This window comes from Nocardia asteroides (assembly GCF_021183625.1).
GTDB lineage: Bacteria > Actinomycetota > Actinomycetes > Mycobacteriales > Mycobacteriaceae > Nocardia > Nocardia asteroides_A.
In genome coordinates, this window is record NZ_CP089214.1 from 6,376,292 (window position 1) to 6,402,392 (window position 26,101).

19 protein-coding genes are annotated in these 26,101 nt (G+C 72.6%); 10 read left to right on the forward strand and 9 right to left on the reverse strand.

The window, feature by feature from the left end; genetic code table 11:
- Positions 1-54: 54 nt before the first annotated feature.
- The 7 genes from LTT61_RS29470 to LTT61_RS29500 are packed head-to-tail and all read left to right on the forward strand — an operon-like array spanning position 55 to position 10,178.
- Entirely contained in the window at positions 55-2,745 is a 2,691-nt protein-coding gene (locus tag LTT61_RS29470) for a phosphoenolpyruvate synthase (RefSeq protein WP_233021249.1), read from the forward strand.
- Positions 2,735-6,085 (forward strand): AMP-binding protein, encoded by a 3,351-nt coding sequence (locus LTT61_RS29475; protein WP_233017270.1) that lies wholly within the window; start codon positions 2,735-2,737, stop codon positions 6,083-6,085. The genes LTT61_RS29470 and LTT61_RS29475 overlap by 11 nt, the downstream gene beginning before the upstream one ends.
- The gene (locus LTT61_RS29480) at positions 6,082-6,339 is read left to right on the forward strand and encodes an acyl carrier protein (RefSeq protein ID WP_233017271.1); all 258 of its coding nucleotides are present in this window, start codon (positions 6,082-6,084) and stop codon (positions 6,337-6,339) included. Before LTT61_RS29475 ends, LTT61_RS29480 begins: the two co-directional genes overlap by 4 nt.
- The gene (locus LTT61_RS29485; RefSeq protein WP_233017272.1) at positions 6,336-7,382 is read left to right on the forward strand and encodes an SDR family oxidoreductase; all 1,047 of its coding nucleotides are present in this window, start codon (positions 6,336-6,338) and stop codon (positions 7,380-7,382) included. Before LTT61_RS29480 ends, LTT61_RS29485 begins: the two co-directional genes overlap by 4 nt.
- Entirely contained in the window at positions 7,379-8,281 is a 903-nt protein-coding gene (locus tag LTT61_RS29490) for a nucleoside-diphosphate kinase (RefSeq protein ID WP_233017273.1), read from the forward strand. Before LTT61_RS29485 ends, LTT61_RS29490 begins: the two co-directional genes overlap by 4 nt.
- On the forward strand, positions 8,278-9,279 hold the full coding sequence (locus LTT61_RS29495) for a ScbA/BarX family gamma-butyrolactone biosynthesis protein (RefSeq protein ID WP_233017274.1): 1,002 nt from the start codon (positions 8,278-8,280) through the stop codon (positions 9,277-9,279). Before LTT61_RS29490 ends, LTT61_RS29495 begins: the two co-directional genes overlap by 4 nt.
- Positions 9,276-10,178, forward strand: a complete 903-nt coding sequence (locus tag LTT61_RS29500) for a hypothetical protein (RefSeq protein WP_233017275.1) — start codon at positions 9,276-9,278, stop codon at positions 10,176-10,178. The genes LTT61_RS29495 and LTT61_RS29500 overlap by 4 nt, the downstream gene beginning before the upstream one ends.
- Here LTT61_RS29500 and LTT61_RS29505 read toward each other — a convergent pair.
- Positions 10,150-12,753, reverse strand: a complete 2,604-nt coding sequence (locus tag LTT61_RS29505; protein WP_233017276.1) for a cytochrome P450 — start codon at positions 12,751-12,753, stop codon at positions 10,150-10,152. The genes LTT61_RS29500 and LTT61_RS29505 overlap by 29 nt on opposite strands.
- 26 nt (positions 12,754-12,779) lie before the next feature.
- Here LTT61_RS29505 and LTT61_RS29510 point away from each other — a divergent pair, with 26 nt between their 5' ends.
- Complete coding sequence (locus tag LTT61_RS29510) at positions 12,780-14,060, forward strand: glycosyltransferase (RefSeq protein WP_233017277.1); 1,281 nt, start codon at positions 12,780-12,782, stop codon at positions 14,058-14,060.
- Positions 14,057-14,818 carry an ABC transporter permease gene (locus LTT61_RS29515; RefSeq protein ID WP_332909214.1) on the forward strand — a complete coding sequence of 254 codons (762 nt, stop codon included), beginning with the start codon at positions 14,057-14,059 and terminating at the stop codon, positions 14,816-14,818. The genes LTT61_RS29510 and LTT61_RS29515 overlap by 4 nt, the downstream gene beginning before the upstream one ends.
- A 2-nt stretch (positions 14,819-14,820) precedes the next feature.
- Here LTT61_RS29515 and LTT61_RS29520 read toward each other — a convergent pair whose 3' ends face one another.
- Positions 14,821-15,339 (reverse strand): TetR/AcrR family transcriptional regulator, encoded by a 519-nt coding sequence (locus tag LTT61_RS29520; protein WP_233017278.1) that lies wholly within the window; start codon positions 15,337-15,339, stop codon positions 14,821-14,823.
- 37 nt (positions 15,340-15,376) lie between these two features.
- On the opposite strand from LTT61_RS29520, the gene LTT61_RS29525 reads away from it, so the two are divergent.
- On the forward strand, positions 15,377-16,033 hold the full coding sequence (locus tag LTT61_RS29525) for a lysophospholipid acyltransferase family protein (protein ID WP_233017279.1): 657 nt from the start codon (positions 15,377-15,379) through the stop codon (positions 16,031-16,033).
- 40 nt (positions 16,034-16,073) lie between these two features.
- Here the strand turns inward: LTT61_RS29525 and LTT61_RS29530 are convergent, their stop codons facing one another.
- The 7 genes from LTT61_RS29530 to LTT61_RS29560 all read right to left on the reverse strand — a co-directional run bounded on the left by LTT61_RS29530 (position 16,074) and on the right by LTT61_RS29560 (position 26,023).
- On the reverse strand, positions 16,074-17,543 hold the full coding sequence (locus tag LTT61_RS29530) for an aldehyde dehydrogenase (protein WP_233017280.1): 1,470 nt from the start codon (positions 17,541-17,543) through the stop codon (positions 16,074-16,076).
- Between the two features lie 42 nt (positions 17,544-17,585).
- A complete protein-coding gene (locus LTT61_RS29535) occupies positions 17,586-19,292 on the reverse strand; it encodes a thiamine pyrophosphate-binding protein (protein WP_233017281.1) in 1,707 nt (568 codons plus the stop codon).
- Entirely contained in the window at positions 19,282-20,205 is a 924-nt protein-coding gene (locus tag LTT61_RS29540) for an SDR family NAD(P)-dependent oxidoreductase (protein WP_233017282.1), read from the reverse strand. The genes LTT61_RS29535 and LTT61_RS29540 overlap by 11 nt, the downstream gene beginning before the upstream one ends.
- 61 nt (positions 20,206-20,266) lie before the next feature.
- Positions 20,267-22,090 carry a flavin-containing monooxygenase gene (locus LTT61_RS29545; RefSeq protein ID WP_233017283.1) on the reverse strand — a complete coding sequence of 608 codons (1,824 nt, stop codon included), beginning with the start codon at positions 22,088-22,090 and terminating at the stop codon, positions 20,267-20,269.
- A gap of 12 nt (positions 22,091-22,102) precedes the next feature.
- Positions 22,103-23,455 carry an aromatic ring-hydroxylating oxygenase subunit alpha gene (locus LTT61_RS29550; protein WP_233017284.1) on the reverse strand — a complete coding sequence of 451 codons (1,353 nt, stop codon included), beginning with the start codon at positions 23,453-23,455 and terminating at the stop codon, positions 22,103-22,105.
- Between the two features lie 20 nt (positions 23,456-23,475).
- Entirely contained in the window at positions 23,476-24,321 is an 846-nt protein-coding gene (locus tag LTT61_RS29555; protein ID WP_233017285.1) for an SDR family NAD(P)-dependent oxidoreductase, read from the reverse strand.
- A 106-nt stretch (positions 24,322-24,427) separates the two neighbouring features.
- The gene (locus tag LTT61_RS29560; RefSeq protein ID WP_233017286.1) at positions 24,428-26,023 is read right to left on the reverse strand and encodes an SMP-30/gluconolactonase/LRE family protein; all 1,596 of its coding nucleotides are present in this window, start codon (positions 26,021-26,023) and stop codon (positions 24,428-24,430) included.
- Positions 26,024-26,101 lie beyond the last annotated feature (78 nt).

Sequence of the window (26,101 nt, forward strand, 5' to 3'; positions counted from 1 at the left end):
GTTTACTCGAGCGAGCGAATCACGTCGCGCGGGTGGCTGGGAGGCGTCTTGGAGGTGCTCGGAGCGGGCGGCGGCGGGAAGGCGGCCGGGCTGCGGGCCCTGGTGGCCGCCGGGGCGCGGGTGCCGGAGTGGACGGTGCTCGGGACCGAGGTGTTCGCCGGATTCCTGGCGGCCGCCGGGCTGGGCGAGCGGCTCGCCGCCTTCGCGGGCGCCCCGGATCTCGACTCCGCCCTGACCGCCGCCGCCGACCTGCGCAAGGCTGTCACCGAGGCGGCGCTGCCCGCGGAGGTGCTCGCGGTGATCGAGACCGCCTACGGGCGGGTCGGCGGGACCGTCGCGGTGCGCTCGTCCGGGGTCGGCGAGGACGGTGGCGCGGATTCCTTTGCCGGGCAGTTCGATTCCTTCCTGCACGTCACCGGCGCCGAGGCGGTGGCCGAGCGGGTGCGGCAGTGCTGGGCCTCCGGCTTCGCCGAGCGGGCGGTGCGCTACGCCTTCGCCCGCGACCGGCCGCCGATCACCGAGCTGGCGGTGGTGCTCCAGCGCTTCGTCGCGGCGCGGGCGAGCGGCGTGCTCTTCACCGTCGACCCGGTCACCGGCGACGCCGACCGGCTGGTGGTCAGCGCGGTGTACGGCCTGGGCGAGGGGCTGGTCTCCGGCGCCGTCGACGCCGACACCGCCGTCATCGACCCGTCCGGCGCCGTGCTCGAGCTGACGGTCGGCGCCAAGGAGCAGGAGTATCTGCCCGGCCCCGGCAACGGTCTACAGGCCGTCGACGTCTCCGCCGAGCGGCGGGCAGCCCAGGTGCTCGACGCCGCCGAGCTGGCCGACCTCGCCCGGCACGGCCGCGAGCTGGCCGCCGCGCTCGGCTCCCCGCAGGACATCGAGTGGGCCGTCGACGCCGACGGCCTGTGGTTCCTGCAGGCCCGCCCGATCACCACCATCGGCGCCCCGCCGCGCACCCTCGACCAGGCGCTCGACCAGGGCGCGGGCGAGGACGTGCCCGCGGGCGAGCTGCGTATCTGGGACAACTCGAACATCATCGAGAGCTTCAACGGCATCACCTCGCCGCTCACCTTCACCGTGGCGGCCGGCATCTACGGCCGGGTGTACCGCGGCTACGCGGAGTCGCTCGGTGTGCCGGAACCGCAACTGCGACAGCTCGATTCGTGGACCCCGTACCTGCTCGGCCGCTTCAACGGCCGGGTGTACTACAACCTGCTGCACTGGTACCGCATGGTCGGCATAGCACCCGGCTACCCGCTGAACCGCAAGGTGCTGGAGGCGGCGCTCGGCGTCGCCGAGCCGCTGCCGGACGAGATCGCGAAGACCCTGCGCCCCTTCACCTTCGGCTCCCCGCTGCGCCGAGCAGGCTCCCGGCTGCGCACGGCTGTTATCTATCGGCGCAGGCTGCGCGATATCGACAGTATGATGGCGGCGTTCAGCGCTGAATTCTACCGGGTCTACGACCGCTACGAGGCGGTCGAGTACACCGGCGGCGCCGAGGCGTACGCCGCCTACCGCGAGGTGGACCGCGACCTGGTCGAGCGGTGGGGCCCGATGATGGTGCTCGACGCCATCCTGCTCACCCTCACCGGCACCATGTTCCTGCTCACCAAGCTGTTCCTGCCGCGCGCGCCGGAATCGCTGCTCTACGCCCTGCTCGGGCCCGGCGCCGACGTGGAGTCGGCCGAACCGGCCCGCGCCATGACCGACCTCGCCGAACGCGCGTACGCCGACACGGCGGTCGCCGAACTGGTCCGCGGCACCGACCCCGGGCAGACCCTCGCCGCCCTGCGGGAAGCGGGCCACCGCGAATTCCTGCACGAGGTGGACGACTACCTCGACCGCTACGGCTACCGCAGCCTGGACGAGCTCAAGCTGGAGATCCCCGACCTGCGCGAGGACCCGGCCGGGCTCTTCGTCATGCTGCGCTCCGCGCTCGGCCGGATCGGCGCCGACGGCACCGCGGTCCCCGGCTCCGACACCATCGACCCCGACGCCTACCTGGACGAACACCTGCGCGGCATCCGCCGCCGGATCTACGACCGGGCGCGGGCCAAGACCACCCGCTGCGCCGCGCACCGCGAGCGGCTGCGGTTCTGCCGCACCCGCGCCTTCGGCATGGTGAAGCGGATGATCCGGGCCATGGGGCGCGACCTCGCCGCGCGCGGCGTGCTCGACGATTTCACCGACGTCTTCACGCTCACCGTCGACGAGCTGTGCGAGTGCTACGACAGCGCGCCCGCCCCCGAGCTGCGCGACCGGATCGCCGCGCGGCGGGTCGCGCGCACCGCCGATGCCGCGCTGGTCGCCCCGGCCCGGTTCGAGACGCGCGGAACGGATTTCACGCCGGCGGCGCTGGCAGCGCAGGGCTGGGTCCCGGTCACCGACATCCCGGCGGCGGAGCCGGGCGACGTGCTCGGCGGCATCCCGTCGGCGGCGGGCGTGGTCGAGGGCTACGCGGTGGTGGTGGACGAACCGCGCGACGTGGCGGGCGGCATCCTGGTCACCTACCGCACCGACCCGGGCTGGGTGGCGGCGCTGCCGTCGGCGTCGGCGCTGGTGATCGAGCGGGGCAGCCCGCTCACGCACGTGGCGATCGTGGCGCGCGAACTCGGGGTGCCGACGGTGGTGCAGGTGCCCGGCAGCACCCGCAGGCTGCGGACCGGGATGCGGATCCGGGTGGACGGGACAGCGGGCACGGTCACCGTGCTCTCCGGAGGAGGAGCCGAGAGTGGAGCCTGACGAGCACGTCGCGACGATCCGGGACTGGCTGGCCGCCCCCGCCACCGACGCCGGGGTCTACTTCGCCGAGGAGGGCGACGGCTGGGAGTACCGCAGCTACGCCGAGCTCGCCGAGTTGAGCTGGTCCATCGCCGCGCTCATGCGCGAGCGCGGGCTGCCCGGCGGCGCCGGGGTCTGCGTCATCATGCCGACCGGGTTCCCCTGCGCCGCCGCCTTCTACGCGGTCTGGGCCTGCGGCGGGATCTTCACGCCGGTGGCGCCGCCGCTCTTCGGCGACCTGGGCCAGTACATCGCGCACGTCGCCGCCATCCTGGAGCAGGCGCAGCCGCGGCTGGTGGTGACCTCGGTCGAGTTCGCCGACCTCGCCCGCCAGGCGCACGCGGCCGCGGGCCGCACCGACGAACCCCTTGTGGTCGACCCGGCGACCCTGCCCGCCGCGGGCGATCGGGAGTTCTCCGACCCGGACGAGTGCGCGCTGCTGCAGTTCACCTCCGGCTCCACCGGAACGCCGCGCGGGGTCCGGGTGAGCTGGCCCAACCTGGCCACCAATGTCGGCATGATCTCGCGGCTGGTGGACTGGCGGCCGGGCGAGGCCATGGTCTCCTGGCTGCCGCTCTATCACGACATGGGGCTCGTCGGGGCGTTCCTCACCACCGTCACCAACCAGGGCGACCTGTACCTGATGCGGCCGGACCAGTTCGTCCGCGACCCGGCGCGCTGGCTGCGCGCCATGACGAAGGCGCAGCACTCGCCGTCGCCGTCGTTCGCGCTCGGGTACGTGGCGCACCGGGTGCGGGCCGAGGAGATCGCCGGGCTCGATCTCTCCGGCTGGCGCACGCTCGCGGTCGGCTCGGAGCCGGTGGAGCTCGCCGACCTGCGCTCCTTCGCCGCGCTGACCGGGCCGCTCGGCTTCTCCACGCGCGCGTACACGCTCGCCTACGGGCTGGCGGAGTCGACGCTCATGGTGACCTCGTCGGCGCGGGACCGGCCGATCACCGCGCTGCGGGTGGACACGGCCGGGCTGCGGTTCGGTGCGCCGGTCCCCGTGCTCGAGGTCGCGGAGCTGCGCGACGGGGCGAGCGTCGAGGGGACGGGGTGGATCACCGGGCTCGGCTTCTCGACACCGGAATCGACGGTGCGCGTTGTCGATTCGGCGGGTGTCGAGCTGCCGGACGGCACGCTGGGCGAGATGACGGTGGTCGGCGGGTCGGTGGCGCTCGGGTACTCCGGGCCGCCGGGGCCCGCCTCGTCCACCCGGATCGAGGGCGGGGTGCTGTACTCCGGGGATGCCGGGTTCCTGTATCGCGGTGAGGTTTTCGTGCTGGGGCGGATGGGGTCGAGCCTGAAGGTGCGGGGCAAGCCGGTGTTCATGGAGGACATCGAGTCCCGGGTGGCGCAGGAGGCCGGGATCACGAAGGGGAAGCTGGCGGCGGTCGCGGTTCCGGATGCCGGGAATCAGGGGATCGTGCTCTTCGCCGAGTCGGCGCCGGGGGAGTGGTTGGCGAAGGCGCACAACATCATTCGCGGTGAGCTGGGGCCCGCGCAGACCGTGCGGATCGTGACCGGGCCGCGCGGGATCATTCAGCGGACCTCGAGCGGGAAGCCGCGGCGGCGGCACATGTGGGAGCTGTTCCGTTCGGGTGGGATTCCGGGCAGTGAAGTCTACGAGCCGGATCCATCGGTGGTCGGGGCGGATGGGCGCGAATCGCGCGCGGCCCGAGCGCGGCCGGGGCCGGCGCTGCCCGCGGAGCGAGTGGCCGGGCTACTGGAGGCGGCGCTGCGGCAGGTGCGGGTGCCGGAGGGGGCGGCGGTGCTGTTCGAGGGGTCGCTGGCGGAGGGGTTCGGCAATGCCGGCTCCGACGTGGACTTCCTGGTGGTGGCGGCGGGCGACGAGGAGCTGCCGACGCTGCCGACCGTGCTCTTCGTGGACGGGCGGCGGGTGGAGATCCGCACCCGCTCGGTCGCCCAGCTGCACCGGCAGCTGGTCACCGTCGCCGAGGGTTCGGCGCTCGGCGAGGACGTGCTGAACCGGTGCCAGCGGTTCCTCGGTGCCACCGTCGTCCGGTCGGGGGCCGCGGTGGACCTCGACGCGCTGCGCGCTCTGCTCCCGGTCGATGAACTCGCCGCCCGGCTCTCCGGCTGGTGGAGCGAGCGGGCCCGGCAGGCGCTGCGGTACGCCGTGCTCTGGCGCGCGCTCGGCGCCGACGCCGAGGCGCTGGAGTGGGCGAGGGACGGGGTGAACCAGGCGCTCAAGGGGTGGGCGGCGCGGTCGGGGGAGACCTATCTGGAGAGCAAGTGGCTGCCCGAGCAGCTGGCACGGGCCGGTTCCGAGGGGCGTGCGCGGGCGGCCCGGGTGCCGTCCGGGGTCGCGGAGTCGCTCGCCTTCGCGGCGGAGCTCGGGGTCGACGGGGTGCCGGACGACCCGGGGCAGCTGCGCTTCGCCCGGCGTCCGGGGGTGACCACCTGGCAGATCGGCGATCGGGTGCACGTGCTGCGCGGGGACGACGTGTTCGTGCTCGCCGACGAGGCGGCGCGGGCCTGGCGGTCGGTGGTGTTCCGGCGGCCGGTGGCCGCGGTGCTGGAGCGGGGCGGTGCGATCGGGGCCGAGCTGGCGGAGTTCGTGCGGCTCGGATTCGTCGGGGTCGAGTGGCGCGGAGCCGGGGTGCTGAACCCCGCACTCGCCATGTGCGACCCGGTCCGGCCGTACACCCCGGTTCCGCACGGCGCCGCGCCCGCGCTCGGCGTGCGCGGGGCGGCGGGGAGCGGAGCCGCGGTGACGCTCTCGCCGCTGCCCGCGCGCCGTTTCACCGAGTGCGCGCTGCGGCTGGTGTGGTCGAACATCGTGCTGGAGAACGCCAGGGAGGATCTGGCCGGTGCGGTAAAGGACGGGCAGTGGGCGGTCGCAGGCGTCGCGGCGCACCGCATGCTCGCCATGGCGGTCCGGGTGCTGCTCTCCGCCTTCGGCGTCCACCCGCTGCCCGCCGACGTCGCGGCCGCGGTAACGCTCGAGCGGCTGCTGCCCGCCGCCGCCGAGCACCGCGCCGAGCTGCTCGGCGCGCTCGCGACCGCGCAGGGTGCGCGGTTCGACGGGGCGGGCGATCCGACCTCCGCCCTCGCCCTGCTCGACGACTTCGTGGCACTGGTCCGCCGGGTCGCGGGCGGCACCGACTTCCCCGCCTCCTTCGACTCGAGGGAACAGTGGCGCCGCACCCTCGCCATCGGCTACGACTGGCTGCGCATCGCCGGCTATCTGAACACCGACCTCCCGCTGGACGAGGCGCGCGACCTGCTCGCCTCGGGCGGGCAGCAACCGCATCTCCGGGAAGGAGCGCAGGCATGAGCGACCCCACCGCGGCCGCGCGGGTCCGTGAACTGGTCGCCGCCATGGCGCCGCGCCCGGCCGCCGAGCTCACCGCCGAGCACCGCCTCATCGAGGACCTCGGCTACGACTCGCTGCGGCTCATGGAGCTCACCGTCGTCCTGGAGCGCAGCTTCGGCCTGCCCGGGTACAAACCCGAGCAGCTCGCGGGCGTGCTCCGGGTCGGCCAGGTGGAGGCACTGATCGGCTCCTCGCTCGCGGAGCGCACCGCGTGACCGGCGCCGTGCTGGTGACCGGAGCCAGCGGCCTGGTCGGCGCCGAGGTGGTGGCCCGGCTCCGGGCCGCGGGCCGCCCGGTGATCGCGCTGCTGCACGCCGCGTCGGCCATCGTCGGCAACGACGGCACCCTCCTCGAACCGGACGAGCGGCTCTCCGGCGACATCCGCGAGCCCGGCTTCGGCGGCGCGGCGACCGATCTCGACGGCCGCGTCGCGCTGATCGTGCACTGCGCCGCCACCACCGCCTTCGACGCCACCGAGCGGCAGTACGCGGAGCTGAACGTCCGCGGCACCGAGAACGTGCTCGCGCTGGCCAGGCGATGGGCCGTCCCGCTGGTGCACGTGAGCACCGCCTACGTCTGCGGCATGCGTGGCGGCACCGTGCTGGAGGACGAGCTGGAGCACGGCCAGACCTTCGGCAACGGGTACGAGGCGAGCAAGTACCGGGCCGAGCAGCTGGTCCGCGAGTCCGGCGCGGATTGGGCCGTGGTGCGGCCGGGCATCGTCACCGGCGCGAGCGACACCGGCGCCATCCGCGACCGCAAGAACCTGTACACCGTGCTCAAGCTCATGGTCGAGGGCAAGCTGCGCTCGCTCCCCGGCCGCTACGACGCCACCCTGAGCCTCGCCCCGGTCGACCACGTCGCCGATCTGATCGCCACCGCCGCACTCGATTTCGACCGGGTGCGCGGCCGGACGCTGCACGCGGTCGGGCGGGACACGCTCTCCCTGCGCGAGGTCTCCGACGTGCTGGCCGAGTACCCGTCGTTCGCCGTGGCGACCTTCGTCCCGGAGTCGACCTTCGCGGAGACCGACCTGCCGCCGATCGAGCGCGAGTACTACCGGCGCATCGGCGCGCTCTACACCAGCTACTTCGTCCGCAGGCTGCGCTTCGACACCCGCGCCGCGGACGTGCTGTGCCCGGCGCCCGAGTCCGGCGCCGAGTACCTGCGGCTGCTGCTCGACCACTGCCTCGAGGTCGGCTACCTGGGCGACCCGCTGCCCTCGATCGAGGAGATCCTGGCCGGGAGCAGGCGGTGAGCGGGGACGCGCTCGGGGCGCTGCTGGCCCGGCTCACCCCGCAGCCGGAGAAGGTAGCCGCCTACCGCGGTGACACCTACGTCGCCGAGAGCGTCGAGCAGCTCGAGCGGCTCGGGCTCGACCCGGCCGCCTTCGCCATCGGCCACTCCATGCTGCTGCTGAAACCGGACGCGATCGTCGCGCGCGCCGTCGACCCCGCCCTGAAGTGGTTGCACGACAACGGGTATCGAGTGATCGCCGCCGAGGTCGTTCCGGTGAACCGGCACCTGGCCCGCGCCCTCTGGTACTACGCCTGGAACATCGCCTCGCCCGAGCGCCGCCGCCTCGCCGACCTGCTCGTCGGCATCTCCGACGCCCTGCTCCTCGTCGTCACCGCCCCCGACGACCCCATCCCGGTCTCCCTCCGGCTGGCCCGCGCCAAGGGGCCGACCGACCCGCGCAAGCGCCGCCCCGGCGAGCTGCGCCACCTCCTCGGCCGCGACAACTACCTCCTCAACCTGGTGCACACCCCCGACGATCCCGCCGACGTCCTCCGCGAACTCGCCATCTACTTCCCGGAACACGCCCGCGCCGAGGTCATAGCAGCCGTCGGCGATGCGCCGGTCGCCCCGCCCGTACCGGCGGATCGAGCCCGCGCACTGGCCGAGGAGCTGTACGCCCGAACCCCCGAACGCTCCTTCGACCCCGGCACCGCCCTGGAGCGAATCCGCGCCGACCTCGGTGCATCCGACAGCGACGACTACCCCACCCTGCTCGACACCGCACTGACCCGAGGCACCCCGGTCGACCCGTGGTCGGCGATAGTCCTCGGCTCCCAGGTACTGCCCATGCGCACCGGCACCGAAGCCCAGACCCTGCGCCCGGTAACCGCCACCGACTGGACGGAGAAATTCGGATGAGCCTGGAAGCCGTCGTCGCCGGCGTATCCCACCAGCAACCCATACGCCGCGAGCTGACCCACCGCGCCGCCGTGGCCGAGGTCTTCGTCACCTCGCTCGCGGGCCGGGACACCGGCGGCTACCTGGCCGGTGCGCAACTCCCGAGAATGCACGCCTACTACGGCGACCACACCGGCGCCCCCGCCCGTCTGCACGACCCGCTGCTCATCATGGAGACCGCCCGCCAGGCATCGATCGCGCTCACCCACGAGTTCTTCGGCGCACCGCTGGATTCGGCGTTCCTGGTCCGCACCTTCAACGGCACCGGTGTCCGGGGAGTCGCCTGGGAGTGCACCCCCGACCCCACGAATCTGGTTCTCGCGGTCGATGTCCCGCGCGTGCACCACCAGGCGGGCGCGGTCTGCGGCATGGACATGATCCTGGAGATCTCCTGCCCCGCGGGTCCCCTGATGACGGTGGACGGCTCCTTCTCCTGGACCTCCCCAGACCGCTGGTCCCGCCTGCGCAGCGCCTTCCGGCAGAGCCTCGAACTCCCGCCCGCCCCCGGCCCGACGGTCGCCGCCGAGCCGGTACCGCCCGGAGCGGTCGGCCGGGAGAACCGGCGCAACGTGATCGTCGGTGCCCCCGAACAGCTCGGGGCCCCTGCGCGGGCCGGTGCCGCGCCGCGGATCGGCGATGCCGTCCGGGTACCGCTGGCGGTCGACCCGCTGCACCCGTTCCTCTTCGACCACCACCTCGACCACGTGCCCGGCAGCGTCCTCCTGGAAGCCGCGAGACAGAGCGCCCTCACCCTGCTGAACGCCGAATCCGCGAACCCGCAACTCCTCTCCGTCACCAGCCGCTTCGACCGCTTCGCCGAACTCGACCTCCGCACCGAATGCCGAGCCGAGATCACCGCCCGCACCGGCGACCTGACCACGGTGCGCTGCGTGATCGCCCAGGAAGCCACCGCCGCCGAGATCGAGCTGACCTTCCTGGACGGCCGGGAACCCGGGTGACCGGCACTTTCGCCCGCCTGACCCACTTCACCCGGGTCATGTACAAGCCGCACTACCTGCTCTACGGCGTCCTGTGGGTCTTCGCCCTCGAGGCCACCCTCGCCCTGCTCGCGGCGCCGGAGACGCCGTGGCGACCGTCCTGGTCGACGGGGCTCCGGGTGCTGATCGTCGCGATCGTGCTGCTCTACCTGCGCATGGTGGACGAGCAGAAGGACCTCGCCTACGACCGGGTGCACAACCCCGACCGGCCCCTGGTCACCGGGGCGGTCACCGCCACCGACCTGCGGATCGGCATGGCGGTCATCGCCGTCCTCGCCGTGGCCGGGAGCCTGCTGCTCTCGGCGGGATCAGCGCTCGCCATCGCCGCGGTGCTGCTCTACGGGCTCGGGCTGTGGGGGCTGGAGCGGGTCTCGGCGTGGGTGCGGGACGACATCCTGGTCAACCTGGTGGTCACCTACCCGGTGCAGCTGCTGGTCACCGCCTACGTCCTGGTCTCGGTGCTGGACACCGAGGGGCTGAACGCCGGCTTCTGGCGGCTGGCCCCCGCCGCGCTGATCTTCGCCGGCGCGTTCCTGCAGTTCGAGTTCGCGCGGAAGACGGCGCACGAGCCGCGGCCGGGGGAGCACTACTACTCGAACGTGCTCGGCGCGCGGGGAAGCACGGCCGTGTCGCTGCTGTTCGTGGCGCTGGCGGTCGGGGCCGAGCTGGCGCTGGTGCGGCCGTGGGAGTTCGGGGGCGCCCGCTTCGCCGTGGGGTCGCTGGTGCTGCCGCTGGCGTTGCTGCCCGCCTCCGGCGCTCTGCGGTTCCTCCGCGGGGCGGAGTTCCCGCTGGGACCGCCGGTGCTGTTCATCCTCGGGCTCTACGCGGTGCTCATCGCCCAGTCCGCGGTCGGAGCGTGACCGGAAGCCGGGACGGCGCCGCGACGAAATCCCCGCTGGACGGTTTCACGCGGTAACCGCTGTCCAGCACCGGGTCCCAGTGCGTGAAGAGCGCGGCGGTGGCGAGCGTGATGGTGAGCAGCGCGAAATTGTTGCCGGGGCAGTGCCTGGCGCCGACACCGAAGGGCAGCACCGCCTTGCGGTCGATGTCATCCACCCGCTCCGGGGCCCAGCGCTCCGGGTCGAAGCGGGCGGGGTCGGGGTAGTACCGGGGATCGTGGTGCACCAGGTAGGGGCTGTAGACGATCATGGCGCCGTCCGGCAGGGTGAGGCCGTCGAAGGTGACCGGGCCGTCGGCGTTCTGCGTGCTCACCCACGGCCCCCAGTACCGCAGCGTCTCCAGGATCACCCGGCGCAGGTACGGCAGCCGGAACAGGTGATCGGGCTCGACCGGGCCCGCGCCGACCTCCGTATCCAGTTCGGCGCGAACGGCTTTCCGGATATCAGGCGAGCGCAGCGTCTCGTACCAGACCCAGGCCAGGATGGAGGCGGTGGAGCCGACGCCGGCCGCGAGCATGAGGATCAGCTCGTCCACGATCTCCTCGTCGCCGAGCGTGGCGCCGGTCTCCGCGTCGACGTGGCCGATGAGCGCCGAGAGCACGTCGCGGTGGTCCCGCCCGTCGGCGCGGTAGGCGCGCACCACCGCGCCGATCTCCCCGCGCAGCGCCGCGGCCTTGGCGGCGAACCTGCGGTCGGCGAGGAACCTGGCCCGGTTCACGGCGTCGGGCAGGGCGGCGCGCTGCACCACCTGGGCCAGCAGCCACGGAATGTTCTGCCTGACCTCGGCCTTGGCGGCGGCGCCGAAGTCGGCGGTGAAGAGGGTGGCGGAGATGGTGTCGAGGACGAGGGCGTGCGCCGATTCCATCAGGTTCACCGTGCCGGGCAGGGCCTCGGCCCAGTCGTCCGCGATCGCCGCGGTGACGGCCGCGTAGTCCTGGAGGCGGCGCCGGCGCAGGGCGGGGGCGATCATGCGGCGGCGCAGTTCGTGCGGGGTGCCGGAGAGGACGTTGGAGGCGCCGCGGACCACCTCGTGCATGGCGGCGCGCAGGTCGTCGCGGTGGAATTCGCCCGCCGTGCCGAAGCCGACCTGCCGGACGAGCTCCGGGGTGGTGAGGACGTAGGCCGGGCGCGGGCCGAGGTAGACGCGCACCACCGGGCCGACGGCGGCCAGGGAGCGGACGAAGCCGAGGCTGTCGCGGAGCGCCGCGATGCTGTGGCCGAGCAGGGGGAGCCGGCCGGGGGCTGTCGGCACCTCGGCGGGGGTGCGCGGCATGCGGGCGCCGGGCGGGTCGGTGAGCAGGTCGGTGTAGATGCCGATGAGCTCGGTGCTGAGCACGGATTGGCGGGCGGAGAACTCCGTCGCGGTGACGGCGTCGCGCAGGGTTTCCAGCTCGGCGGGCGATTCCGCCAGTGCGCGGAGGGCGGCGGCGATGGCGGCGGGTTCGGGGGCGGTCAGGATGCCGCCGCCCGGGGGCACCGATTCGCCGAGCGCGGCGTCGCAGTACAGCACCGGCAACCCCGTCGCGGCGGCCTCGAGCAGCGCCATGCCCTGGGTGTCGAAGCCGAGCGAGGGGAACAGGAGGATGTCGTGGTCGCGCATGGCTCGCAGGCAGTCGCGCTGTGCGCGGGCGCCGTGGAAGTGGATTCTCGGGTCGTCGCCCGCCAGCTCGCGGGCGGCCGCCAGCTGGTCGCCGTCGCCGTAGACGTCCAGTACGGCGCCGGGCACCCGGAGTACGGCCTCGATCGCGGCCAGTGGGCGTTTCTCCGCCGAGAGGCGGGCGCACCAGAGCACGCGCAGGGGTCCGGCCCCGTCGGGATCGTGCCCCGAGCCGGTGGCTCCGGAGCTGTCGGCCGCTCTCCGCTCCTCGGCGGGCGGTACCGTCGCTCCCGGCTCGTCCAGCAGGTCGTCGTCGACACCGTTCGAGACGACGTGCAGCCGCCCGGCCAGTCCGTGCGCCCGCAACCGCTCGGCGAAGTGCGCCGACGGCACGATCACCGCGTCCGCGGCCTGCGCCTGCGCGATCATGGTGTGCCAGGCGTGCCGGGCGGCCCGCGGTTCCGGATTGCGCGGCATCCGCCCCCGATGCGGGAGCACGCTGTTGTGCAGTGCCCGCATCACCAGCGCCGCCGGGTAGGGGGCGGGCGAGGTGTGCTGGATGAAGACGTCGTCCCGGCTGTGGATCGTCTGCACCAGCGGAATGCCGTGCCGCCGCGCCGCTTTCACCCCGGCGACGGCGACCCCGTAGGTGGTCTGGGTGTGCACGATGTCGACCGGGCCGCGCTCGGCGAAGACCGCGTCGATCAGCCGCGCGTTCGCCCGGGTCGGCAGCACCGCGGCGAAGCCGTTGACCGAGAGCGCGCGCACCGGCGAAAGGACCACGAGCTCCGGGTCCGGTTCGGTAGATTCCGGACCGGGCGCGGTGAATACCGTGACGCGGTGCCCGAGCCGCCGAGCACCGCGGTACTGGGCGGCGACCGAGGTCTGGATGCCGCCGACGGTCCCGGGGTGGAAATCGGTGAACAGCGCGATGTGCATACGGCCACGGTAGTGAGGGAACTGGTGTGAAGATCGCAATTCCGTTGACCGGGACCAGAGGTGACGTGCAGCCCGCCGTCGCGCTCGGGCTGACGCTGCGCGACCGCGGCCACGAGGTGATCGTCGGCGCCCCGCCCAACCTGGTCGACTTCACCGCCGGCACCGGGCTGAAGGCGCAGCCCTGCGGGCCGGACGTGCAGCAGCTCTACTCCTCCGAGGAGGGGCAGCGGGCGCTCGCCGCGGGCAGCAGCCTGCGGCTCATGCAGCTGGTCGGCAAGCAGATGGCCGAGTACGCGGAGCGGATGAACCGCGAGGTCATCGAGGTCTGCGCGGGCGCCGAGGTGATCGTCTCCACCCTGCTCACCGAGGACCGGGCGGTCTCGGTGGCCGAGGCCTCCGGCGCCGGGCTGGTCACGCTGCACGGCTTCCCCGGCCGCAAGACCGGCGCGTATCCGTTCCCCGGCGCGCTGCCGCCGCACTGGCGGCCGCCCGCCGCGGTGAACCGGGCCACCTGGTCGGTCGCGGAGAACCTGCGGCGCGTGGTCTTCCTGCGCTACCTCAACCAGCTGCGCGGCGAGCTCGGGCTGCGCAAGACCACCAAGAGCCCGGCCGCCATGTGCGCCGAGCGCGGGGTGCGCGAGGTGCAGATCTACGACCCCGCGCTGGTGCCGGGGCTGGCCGAGGACTGGGGCGATCGGCGGCCGCTGGTCGGCTTCCTCGCGCTGCCGCGCGCGGCCCGCGAGGCCGTCGGCGAGCTGGCCGACGACCACACCGAGCTGCTCGCCTGGATCGACGCGGGGGAGCCGCCGGTCTACTTCGGCTTCGGCAGCATGCCGATCCGCGACACCCACCAGGTGCTCGCCATGGTCACCGAGGTGAGCGAGCGGCTCGGGCGGCGCGCGCTGGTGAGCGCCGGGTGGAGCGATCTGGACGCGGCGGAGGCCGAGTCCGGCGACGCGGTGCGGGTGGTCGGGCCGCTGGCGCACGACATCGTCTTCCCCCGGTGCGCCGCCGCGGTGCACCACGGCGGGATCGGCACCACCTTCGAGAGCCTCCGGGCCGGGCTGCCGACGCTGGTCTGCTCGGTCTCCTTCGATCAGCCCATGTGGGGCGGGCAGGTCGAGCGGCTCGGGGTCGGGGTGCACCTGCCGTTCGCCGAGCTCGACGCCGACCGGCTCACCGCGGGGGTGCGCACCCTGCTCGAGCCGGAGACGGTGGCGCGCACCCGCGAGCTGGCCGGGCGGCTGGCGGCGCGCTCCGATGCCGCCGAGCGCGCCGCCGACCTGGTCGAGGCCGCCGCTCGGTGAACCGCTTCGCGGCCGGGTGCGCCGACTCCCTCGTCATGTTCCGGCGCGCGCTGCGCCGGACCGTGCGCGGCCGCGACACGCTGCTGGTCTCGGCGCTGCTGCCGATCCTGCTCATGCTGCTGTTCGTCTACGTCTTCGGCGGCGCGATCCAGGTCGGCATGCCGTACCTGGACTACGTGCTGCCCGGAATCGTGCTGCTCTGCACCGGTTTCGGCGCCTCCATCACCGCGACCGGGGTCGCCACCGACGTGCGCGGCGCCGCCGTCGACCGCTTCCGCACGCTGCCGATCTACCGGCAGGCGCTGCTCGCCGGGCACGCGCTGGAGGGGGTGGCGCGGAATCTCGGCGTTGTCGCGGTGGTCTTCGGCGTCGCTTCCGTGCTCGGCTTCCGGAGCACCGCGGGGCTTCCCGGGCTGCTCACGGCCGCCGGGATCGTGCTGCTGCTGGTCGTGGCCGTCACCTGGATCGCGGTGGCGATGGGGTTGCTCGCCCGCACGCCCGAAGCGGCGGGCGGCTTCACCTACGCCATCATGTTCGTGCCCTACGTCAGCGGTGCCTTCGTCCGCACGGAGACCATGCCGGGGTGGCTGCGGGGGTTCGCCGACCATCAACCGGCCACGCCGATCCTCGGAGCCGTTCGCGGTGCGCTGACCGGTGCGGGCGGGGACGTGCTGCCCGCCGTGCTGTGGTGCGCCGGGCTCGCCGTCGCCGGTTACGTCGCCGCGGCCGCGCTTTTCGCCCGCCGCGTGCGGGGCTGACGTCACCCCGCGCTGCTGCGCACCACGCGCTCGATGAGCGCGTCCTCGTCCACCCCGTCCGCGATCAGCGCCAGCGAACCGGTCGAGGCGAGGACGGCGATGCCGTGCATGCCGACCCACAGCGCGGCCGCGGTCTCCTCGTCGCCGACCAATCCGGTGAACCAGGCGAAGAGCGGGCGCGACACCGTGCGCAGCTCCGCGCCGGAGCCGACGAGCAGGTCGTGCCGGAAGATCAGCGTGAACATGGCGGGCCGCTCGCGCGCGAACGCGACGTAGGCCCGTGCCATCGCGGCGATCCCGCCGTCGGCCGTCGCGCTCAACTGCCACCCGAGATCCCGCAACCCCTCCTCGGCGACGGCGGCGAGCAGCAGTCGATGGGTGGGGAACCAGCGCCGCGGCGCCCCGTGCGAGACCCCGGCCCTGCGCGCGATGGCGCGCAGCCCGAGATCGGCCGAGCCGGTCTCCTCCAGCAGCTCGACGCCGGCGCGGACCAGCGCCGACCTGGTGTCCTCAGCGGTCATGTGGACAGTGTCTCCCAGCATCGGGTAGACACTGTCTATGTCCTTCCGGAGCGCGTGCTTCTACCGGCTGTGCCGCCACGTCCTGATCGGTCCCGCGCTGTACCTGCACGGGCGGCCGAAGATCGAGGGCCGCGAGCATATTCCGCGCGAAGGTCCGGTGATCCTGGCCGCCAACCACCTGGCCGTCGTCGACTCCTTCTACCTGACCCTCGCGGCCCGCAGACAGGTCGCCTTCCTGGCCAAACGCGAGTACTTCCGAGGCTGGAAGCGCTGGTTCTTCACCGCTGCCGGCCAGATCCCCGTCGACCGCCGCGGCGGCAGCACCGCGGCCCCGGCCCTGGAGACCGCCGTCCGGCTGATCGAGCGGGGCCGCGCCTGGGGCATCCACCCCGAGGGCACCCGCTCCCCGGACGGCCGCCTCTACCGCGGCCGCACCGGCGCCGTCCGCGTCGCCATCGCCACCGGCGCCCCGCTCGTCCCGGTCGCCATCACCGGCACCGCCCCCGGCACCCCGTGGCGCCGCCGCCGCGTCACCATCGAGATCTTGCCGCCGCTGAGCCTGCCGCGCGGTATCGGAGTCCGCCCCGCCACCGATCTCCTCATGCACACCATCGGCGCGCGCACCGGTCAGTCGTATGTGGACGCGTACGCCGGCCCCGGGCGCCCGCCCGCCGAATCGGTCGAAGCCGCGTAGACGACGACTGCCGGTCACGTGGCCGCGGCGGCTCGATCCACTACTGCGCGAGCAGCGCGCCGCTCGCGTAGATCGACTTGTACTCGAGGAACTCGTGGAACCCCTCCGGCCCGAGTTCGCGCCCGATCCCACTGCCCTTGACGCCGCCGAAGGGTGCGTCGAAATCGTTGACGTAGTAGTTGATTCCGATGGTGCCGGTGCGGATGCGGCGGGCGATGCCGAGGCCGCGGTCTTCGTCGGCGGTCCAGACCGACCCGGCGAGGCCGAAATCGCTGTCGTTGGCGAGCGCGACGGCCTCGTCCTCGTCGGTGTACGGGATGACGGTGACGACGGGGCCGAAGATCTCCTCGCGGGCGATCCGGTCGGTGTTGGCGACGTCGGCGAAGACGGTCGGTTCGATGAACCAGCCCCTGGTCAGCCCGGCCGGCTGCCCGCCGCCGTGCACCAGCCGGGCGCCGTCGGCGCGGGCGAGCTCGATGTAGCGGCGCACGGTGGCGAGCTGGCGTTCGCTCGCCATCGGGCCGATGGTGACGGCCGGGTCGAGCGGGTCGCCGATGGTCTGGGCGGCGGCCCACTCGGCCAGCGCGGCAACGACCTCGTCGTAGCGCGAGCGCGGGGCGAGGATGCGGGACTGGCCGGTGCAGGTCTGGCCGTTGTTCATGAACGAGGCGGTGCCGATGCCGGTGACGAAGGCGTCCAGGTCGGCGTCGTCGAGCACGATCGCCGCGGACTTCCCGCCGAGCTCGAGCGTCATCCGCTTGAACCCGCGCCCGCCCTCGGCGCCCACCTGCGCGCCGGAGGCGGTGGAGCCGGTGAAGGCGATCTTGGACACCAGCGGATGCCGGGTGAGCAGCGCGGCGGGGCCGCGATCGGCGAGCACGATATTGAGCACGCCGGGCGGCAGCCCGGCCTCCTCGGCCGCCTCGGCGATCACATAGGAATCCAGCGCGGCGTCGGGGGAGTGCTTGAGCACCACCGTGCAGCCCGCCGCGAGCGCGGGCGCGATCGAGATGAGCGCCTTGGCCTGCGGGTAGTTCCACGGCGTGATGACCGCGGCGACGCCGACCGGTTCGCGGCGCACGAGGGTCGAGCCCATGGCGCTCGGCCGGATCTCCTCGAACTCGGTGCCCGCGGCCAGGTCGGCGTACTGGCGAAGCAGGTGCGCGGGCGCCTGGCCGTTGAAGACCTGGGAGAGCCCGATCGGCATGCCGATCTCCCTGCTGACCAGCTCGCTGGTGGCTTCGCCGCGGGCGGCGAGCGCGTCGGCGAAGCGGTGCAGCACCTTCGCCCGCTCGGCGGGGCTCGCGCCCGCCCACTCGCCGCGCTCGTGCGCCGCGTTCGCGGCGGTGACGGCGGCCTCGATATCGGCCTCGCCGCCGAGCGCCGCGGTGCCGAGCGGCTCGCCGGTGGCGGCCTCGAGCGCCTGCCACACCTCGGGGCTCTGCGGGGCTACCCACTGCCCGTCGATGAAGAAGGTGGGGCGATCCCGGGTCGGGTCGGTGCTAGGCATGGGCAGCTCCTGCCTGGGTCGGGACAAGGATCGTCGCGCGCATCACTGCATCCCCTCGGCGTACCAGGTGCGGAACTCGTCGTAGCTCGGCATCTCCTCGGAATTCGCCTTCGGGTCGACCACGACGTGGATGACGCCGGGCCGCCCGCTGGCGTAGGCGCGCTTGATCGCGGGCGCGATGTCCTCCTCGCGCTCCACGTACTCGCCGTAGCAGCCGAACCCCTCCGCGATCTTGTCGAAGCGGGTCTCGGTGCTCCAGTGCGTTCCGGTCTCCAGCGAGCCCTGGCCGAAGAGCCCCTTGTAGACGCCGACCTCCAGCCCCCAGGAGTAGTCCACCGCGACCACGCAGACCAGCGGCAGGTTCAGCCGGGCCGCGGTCTCCAGCTCGCCGATGTGGAAGAGGAACGAGGAGTCGCCGGTGACCAGCATGAGCGGGCGCTTGCGGCCCTCGGCCACCGAGGCGCCGATGGCGTAGGGGAGCCCGGTGCCGAGGTGCCCGAAGTTCTGGTTCCAGATCACGTCGCGTGGCTTGGCCTGCGAGTAGGTCCAGCCGAAGATGGTGGTGGCGCCGCCGTCGCGGACCATGATGCCCTCCGGCGGGAACGCCTTCGTGGCCTCCACGATGAGCCGGGCCGGGTGCACCTGCGCCTGCCCCGACGGCGCGGTCTCGGCCAGCTCGGCGAGGCGCGCGGCGTCCTGTTCGATCCAGCCCGCCAGCTCGGGGGTCGCCGTGCGCGGGGTGTCCTTCAGCGCCGCGACCAGCTGCGGGACGATGGCGCGGAGATCGCCGACGAGCGGGACGTCGATCGGGCGGTTCACCCCGATCGCCTCCGGATTCTGTTCCACCAGAATCCATTTCCGGTTCGCCTCACCGGCGACCCAGTGCCTGCCGACGCCGTAGTGCACCGGCTCGCCCAGCTCGGTGCCGACGGCGAGCACCAGGTCGGACTTGACCACCGCGTCGATGGACGAGGGGGAGAAGCCGTAGGCGAAGGTGCGGTCCTCCAGCCCCTCGATGAACGAGGTGCCGCCGGAGGTCTGGATCACCGGCACCGCCATCAGCTCGGCCAGCGCGCGCACCGACTCCCCGGCCCTTGTGGTGTGCACGCCGTGCCCGACGATGAGGATCGGCTGCTTCGCGGCGCGGATGAGCTCGGCCGCCTCGTCGATCCGGTCCTGCCCCGCGGTCTGCCCGATCAGCCGGTAGCGGTGCGGCGGCAGCGGTTCCGGAACATCCAGTTCCTCCTGGATGATGCCCTTCGGCCACTCGATGTAGACCGGGCCGGGGGTGCCGGTGAGTGCCCGGCGCAGCCCCTCGCGGATGATCTCGTCGGTCTGGTCGGCGTACTCGATACTCGCGCTGTACTTCACCGACGGCGCGAAGAGCTCGGCCTGCTTGACGAACTGGATCCGCCCGCGGCGCACCCGCTGCTCGGTGATCCGGGCGCGCTGCCCGCCGAGGAAGATGACCGGGGAGTTCTCCACCTTGGCGCACTGGATGGCGCCGGCCATGTTCGCCATGCCCGGCCCGAGCGTGCCGATGCAGACCGCGGCCTTGCCGGTCATCCGGGAGACCGCCTCGGCCATGAACCCGGCCGTCTCCTCGTGGTGCGGGGCGATGACGTTCCAGCCGCGCTCCTCGGCGAGGTGGAACATGTGCACGAAGTTCGGGTCCGGAATACCGAATACGGTATTGATGCCCTCGGCTTCGAAAAGCTGGATGATGCGTTCGTAAACCTTAACCGACATGCTGCGCACCCTCCGTGGCCAGCGCGAAACTTCTCGTCAAATGGTCGACGTGCCCGGTTGCGGTGGGCAGGATCCAGGAGTTCGCGGTGTCCCGGATCTCGTCGATGCGCTCGCCGACCTGCTCGACCGTCCAGGCGGGCTGGTACACCCCTGCGGTCTCGGCGAGGTAGAGCCGCGCGACCCGCCCGGCCACCGCGGCGTAGATCTCGCCGCTGACCGAGCAGGATTCGTGCGCGAGCCAGCCGACGGCGGGTGCCGTCAGCTCGGGGCCCATGGGCGGGTAGGCGGAGGTGTCCAGCCCGTCCGCCAGCCGGGTGACCGCGGCGGGGACGATGACATTGCTGGTCACGCCCGCCTCGGCGCCCTCCAGGGCGATCACGTTGGAGAGGCCGAGCACGCCGGACTTCGCCGCCGCGTAGTTCGCGACGTTCTTGTTCCCGTAGATGCCGCCGATGGACGAGGTGAGCACCACCCGGCCGTAGCCCGCGTCGGCCATGACCGGGAACGCCGCCCTCGCCACGTGGAACGCGCCGCGCAGGTGCACGTCGAGCACGGCCTCGAAATCGGCGTAGGGCATGTCGCGCAGGGAGCCGTAGCGGACGTTGCCCGCGTTGTGGATCAGGATGTCGAGGCGGCCGAAGCGCTCCAGCGCGGTGTCGACGATCGCCTGCCCGCCCTCGGGGGTGGCGACGGAGTCGGTCGAGGCCGTGGCCGTGCCGCCCGCGGCCTCGATCTCGCCGACCACCTCGGCGGCCGGGCTGCCGACCACCTCGTCGCCGCGCACGCTGCTGCCCAGGTCGTTGACCACGACGGTCGCGCCGCGCGCGGCGAGCAGTAGCGCGTACGCCCGCCCCAGCCCGCGCCCGCCACCGGTGACAACGGCGACCCGCCCGTCATAGCGCAGCTCGCTCATCGCGGCACGCCTGCCGGCGCCACCGCGCCGCGCCCGCGTCCCGTCCGGCGGAGACCGGCGCTCACTTACCGAGCTCCAGCCCCGGCAGCTCGCCGGTATCCCGCCACGCCTGCAGGACGTCCTCGAAGGCGTAGAACCCGGGCCAGTACGGCTCGCCGAGGTGCGAGCGGATCTGCTTCTCGCCCTCGTTGTTGTAGTACCCGGGGGTGCACTCGCGCTGGAAGCTGGTGTTGTCCACCGCGGTCTCCCGGACGGTGGTGCACCACTGCTGAACCGCCTCCGGCGTCGGCTCGATCGAGGTGACCCCGGCGCCTGCGGCGTGCGCGAGGATGTAGGCGATGTGCCCGGCCTGCTGGTCGAACATGTCGGTGGTGCTCGCGGTGACCCCGCCCTGGATGAACCCGGTGAAGAAGATGTTCGGGAAGCCGCGGGTGGTCAGCCCGTGCAGCGTCTTGTACCCGTCGCCCCAGTGCTCGTAGAGCGAGACCCCGTCGCGCCCGGTGAACGGCGCGATCCCGAGCCGCCGGTCCAGGTCGGTGGTGATCTCGAAGCCGCTGGCGAAGATGATGCAGTCGACTTCGTGCTCGACGCCGTCGGCGACGATGCCCTTCGCGGTGATGCGCTCGACGCCCTTGGTCTTCGAGACGTCGACCAGCGTCACGTTGTCCCGGTTGAAGGTGGGCAGGTACTCGTCGTTGAAGCACGGCCGCTTGCACAGGAACCGGTAGTACGGCTTGAGCGCCGCCGCGGTCGCCGGGTCGTCGACCAGCGCGTCCACCCGCTGCCGCACCCGCTCCATCGCCCGGTAGTCCTCTTGCTCGCGGAGCTCCATGAACTTCTCGGGGGTCAGCGTGGCCCACGCCTGGGTGGCGGTGAGGTGCGCCTCCACATTGCGGCTCACCTCGGTCCAGCCGTCGCAGATCAGGTCCGGCTGGCCCGGCGCGAACGCCTCGAAGGCGGCGGTGTGGAAGTTGCGCTTGCGCTCCCTGGTCCAGCCGGGCTTCAGCGTGGCGGCCCACTCGGGATCGGTCGGCACGTCGCCGCGCTCGTAGACGTAGGAGGGCGTGCGCTGGAAGACGTACAGGTGCTCGGCGGATTTCGCGAGGTGCGGGACCACCTGGATGCCGCTGGCGCCGGTGCCGATCACCGCGACCTTCTTGCCCGCGAGCCCGTCCAGCCCGCCCTTCATGCTGCCGCCGGTGTAGGCGTAGTCCCAGCGGGCGCTGTGGAAGGTGTGCCCCTCGAACTCCGAGATGCCGGGGATGCCGGGCAGTTTCGGCTTGTTGAACGGGCCCTGCGCCAGGATCACCCAGCGCGCGCGGATGGCGTCGCCGCGGTTGGTGCCGATGTTCCAGCGGCCGCTCGGCTCGTCCCACTCCAGCGACTCGACCAGCGTGCTGAAGATGGCGCGCTCGTACAGGTTGTAGTGCTTGCCGATCCGCTGCGCGTGCTCGAAGCACTCGTCGCCGCGGGCGTACTTCTCGGTCGGGATGTACCCGGTCTCCTCGAGCAGCGGCAGGTAGGCGTAGCTGTCGGTGTCGCACTGGATGCCGGGGTAGCGGTTCCAGTACCAGGCGCCGCCGAAATCGCCCGCCAGCTCGATGATCCGGAAGTCGGTGACGCCTGCCTCCTGCAAGCGGGCGGCGGCGATCAGCCCGGCCCAGCCGCCGCCGAGGATCGCGACGCCGATCTCGTCGGTGATCGGCTCGCGCGGCTCCACCGTGGTGTACGGGTCGCCCGCGTAGAACTCGTCGAAGCCGTCCTCGGTGACGAGGTACTGGCCCTGCCCCTCGGTCCGCAGCCGCTTGTCCCGCTCGGCGAGGTAGATCTCGCGCAGCGCGTCGAGGTCGACCTCGGGGGTCTGCGTGGGTGCACAGTCGGTCATGGGGTGGTTCCTTCAGCTCAGGTCGGTGGGTTCGCCGGTGCCCATGTACCTGGCGAGGTTGTGGTGCAGGTTGACGACGCTGCGCTCGCGGTACGGGTTCGGCTTGGGGCCGGAGAAGCCGCGTGACTTCATGCCCTGCTGCACAGCGGCCATGTTGTCGAAGTCCTGCGGCAGCACGGAGCGCCAGCCGGGGTCGCCGACCGGGGTGTACTCCCAGTGGGTCTCCGGCTCCTGCCCCTCGGGGAAGAGTTCGAAGACGGCGGCCTCGAAGAGGCACTTGTCCGGATCGGTGCCGTTGGGCCGGAAGCGGTAGCAGAGCATGTTGTTCACCGCGTGCCCGATCTGGAAGTTCGGGAAGATCTGCCACGCGGTGCCGGCCTGCGCCACCACCGAGGGGTCGACCTTGGGCCAGTCCACCCCGCGCGCTTGGTCTTCCGCGCGGGCGGTGTCCAGCCAGTAGCGCAGCACCTGGTCGCTCGGGGTGCCCTCGGGCAGCTCGTCCACCAGCCGGTTGGCGACATCCACCAGGGTGCGGGTGGTGTTGGTGTTGGCGTTCTCCCAGGTGAAGTTCTGCAGCGTGGCGGTGGAGACCCTGGCGTCGGCGCCGCCGCCGACGCGCAGCTTGGCCTGGTTCTCCTCCATGCCCTTCGGCGCGTCGTAGCCGATGTTGGAGTGCTTGCCCTGCGGGCGCGCCCAGCCGAGGAAGCTGCCGAAGTTGGTGAACTCCGGGTGCGTGTAGGGCACGTGGTAGGTCTCCATGAAGGCCTCGAAGGCGACCTTCCAGTTGCAGTCGAAGTCGACCCAGCGGCGCCAGCGGTACCGCATCTTCTCCAGCTCGAAGTGCTCGAGCAGCGCGGCGGCCGGGTTCAGGTAGTCGCGTAGCGGCTCGGCCTCGGGATCCATGGTGATCCAGAGCCAGCCGCCCCAGGTGTCGACCCTGACCTGGTTCAGCCCGTCGTTGCGCTCGGTGAGGGCGCAGTTCCAGTCCTCGCGCTCGGGCACGAAGGTATTGCGGCCCTCCAGGTCGTAGCGCCAGCCGTGGAAGCCGCAGACGAACTGCTTGGCACTGCCGCGCGCGTCGTGCGCGCCGGGCGGGGTGTCGACGAGCCGGCGGCCGCGGTGCGCGCAGACGTTGTGGTAGGCGCGGAAGGTGTCCGGCGCGGTGCGCACCACCAGGATGGAGTCGTTCATGATGTCGTAGGTCAGGTAGTTGCCGACCCGCGGGATCTCCTCCACCCGGCCGACCTGCTGCCACACCTTCGCCCACAGCTTGTCGCCCTCGGCGCGGGCGTACTCCGGCGAGATGTAGGCATCGACGCCGATCTCCATCGGGGTCGAGAGCGGTTCCGTTGTGTTGTCGGTCATGACATCCTCCCGTTCGAAGGTCAGCGGGTGATCGCGGCCCGGAAGTCCTCGTTCTCCAGGAAGAGCGAGGTGTGGTCGGCGCCGAGGTGGGTCCACTTGAGGTTCAGCCCGCCGTCGACCAGCAGCGTCTGGCCGGTGATGTAGCTCGACAGGTCGGAGAGCAGGAACAGGATCGGCCCGGCCTGCTCCTCCGGGGTGCCGCGGCGGCCCATGGCGATGGCGGTGCGATCGCGCGCCGGGTCGTCGCCGACGTAGGCGGTGGAGGCGGGGGTCGCGGTGACGCCCGGCGCCACGGCGTTCACCCGGATGCCGGTCTGCGCCAGCTCGACCGCGAGCGTGCGGGTGGCCGCGACCAGCGCGGCCTTCGCGGTGCCGTAGGCGATGTGGAACGGGGCGGTGTTCATGCCGCTGATCGAGGAGAGCGAGACGATCGAGCCCGCGCGGTTCTCCGCCTTCAGCTCGGCGGCGACCGCCTGGCTGAGGAAGAACATGGTCTCCAGGTTCTGCGCGAAGAGCGCGCGCCAGTCCTCGCGGGTGACGCGGGTGGCGGGCATCCAGGTGGCCGGTGCCGCGCCGCCGGCGATATTGACCAGGCCGTGCAGCTCGCCGTCGGCGGAGCGGGCGCGCTCCAGGATGCTCGCGACACCCTCGTCGGTGCTCGCGTCGGCGGCGAAGGGGATCACCGGGAGTCCCTCGTCTGCGAGCGGTTCGACGTGTGTGGCGAGGTTCTCTTTGCCGCGGCTCACCGCGATCACGGTGGCGCCCGCCCTGGCGATCAGCTTGGTGACGGCGGTACCGATACCGCCGCCGCCCGCGCCGGCCACGATGATGACCCGCCCGGCGAGTCCGAGGTCGATGTCGCTCACGCCGTATCCCCTCGTCGTTCCGGCGAGGGGCCCGCGCCGCGGCGCGGGTCGCTTCCGCCGCCCGCCCGCGTGGCAGCGGACCCGTCGGCTCGGCCGCGCATGCCGGTCACCCCTCGATGCGGACGGCGAGGACACTGCCCTCGGCGTCGGCGGAGACGTAGACGGTGCCGTCCGGGCCCGCGGTGATGCCGGCGAACGGCCCCATCGGGCCGGAGAACGGCGGCGTGCCCCTGAGCGGCTTGGCGACCACGCCCTCCGGCACACCGAGCGGCAGCTCGGAGGCGAGCGTCTGCCTGGCCTTGGTCACCAGGTCGACCGCGATCAGCGCCTTGAGCCCGACATCGACGATGAGCAGCTGGTTGCCGCGCACCAGGATTCCGTGCGGGGTCTCCAGGCCGTCCACCACGGTGTCGACCCCGCCCGCGCCGGCGGCGACGATGCGCCCGGCGCCGGACTCGGAGATCAGGACGGCGTTGTCCGGGCCGAAGGCGACGCCGATCGGGCGCTGCAGCCCGGAGGCGATCACCTCGGTCTGCCCGCCGCGGATCGAGGCAACCTTTCCGGTGCCCGCGTCCGCGGTGACGATGGTGCCGTCCGCGGCGACCGCGACCCCGTACAGCTGGTCGAAGCCGTCGGCGATGAGCGCGGTCTCCGGCTCCGGGCCGTGTTTGTAGGTGACGATCTGCCCGGTCGAGGTCGAGCCGACGAATTCGCCGACGCCGGTCGCGGTGATGCCGCGCACGTAGCCGGGGCTGTTGAGGCTGAACAGCGAGGCGATCACCTGGAGCGCGCCGTCGCGGAGTTCGTAGAGGAAGGTGCCGTCGGCGACGTAGAGCGTGCCGTCCGGGCCGACCGTGAGGTCGAGCGGCCAGAGCAGCCCGCCGGGCAGCACCGAGGTGCTGTCGCCGCCGCCGAGCACCTCGGTGATCGAGCCGTCGAAGCTGGAGACGAAGAGCCGGCCGTCCACGAACGTGCAGTTGTCCAGCCCGGGGGCGAGCTGGGCCAGCACCTCGCGGTTTCCGGTGCGCGGGTCGATGCGCAGCACCTGGCCGGAGCCGGCCTGGGTGGAGACGATGAACCCGGCGGCGTCGAACTTCACCGAGTCCGGCCCGGCCAGGTCGCCGACGACCCGCTCCGGCGTTCCGCCGTCGGGGTCGATGCGCCAGATGTCGTTGGTGCCCATGACCGGGTAGTAGAGGAGCCCGTCCGGGCCGACCTCCATGGCGTTCGGCATGGGCAGGTTGTCCTGCAGCACCACCGGCGCGCTGCCGTCGAGCGGCAGCTCCATGAGCCGGCCGCCGATCCGGCACTCGTTGACGAAGAGCCTGCCGTTGTACACGGTGATGCCGTTGGCGCCGGGCAGGTCGTCGCGGAGCACCCGGCTGCTGCCGTCGGTGCCGCGCACGCTGACCCTGGCGTCCATGTACTCGGTGGCGATCAGGTTGCCCGCCGGGTCGAAGGCGATGTCGTCGGGGGCGACGATATCGCCGCCCTTGGCGCTGATCGTCTCCAGATCGCCGGTCCGCACGTCGAGCGCGCTGATCTGACTGCCCGCGACCTGGGCGATGTAGATGCGGTTGTCCGGGCCGGTGCGAAGGCCGTTGGCGCCGAACAGCCGGCTCGGCGGCGTGCGCCGCTCGACGCTGACGCCCTCGGCGAGGGTGAACGGTGTGGTGGTGCTGTAGCGCGCCCCTCGAGTCAAGGCGGAGCCTCCCGTGCGGATCGGAGGAGTGTGTCGCGGGCCACGCTACGTCAATCCTCATAAGGATTGCAATACTTG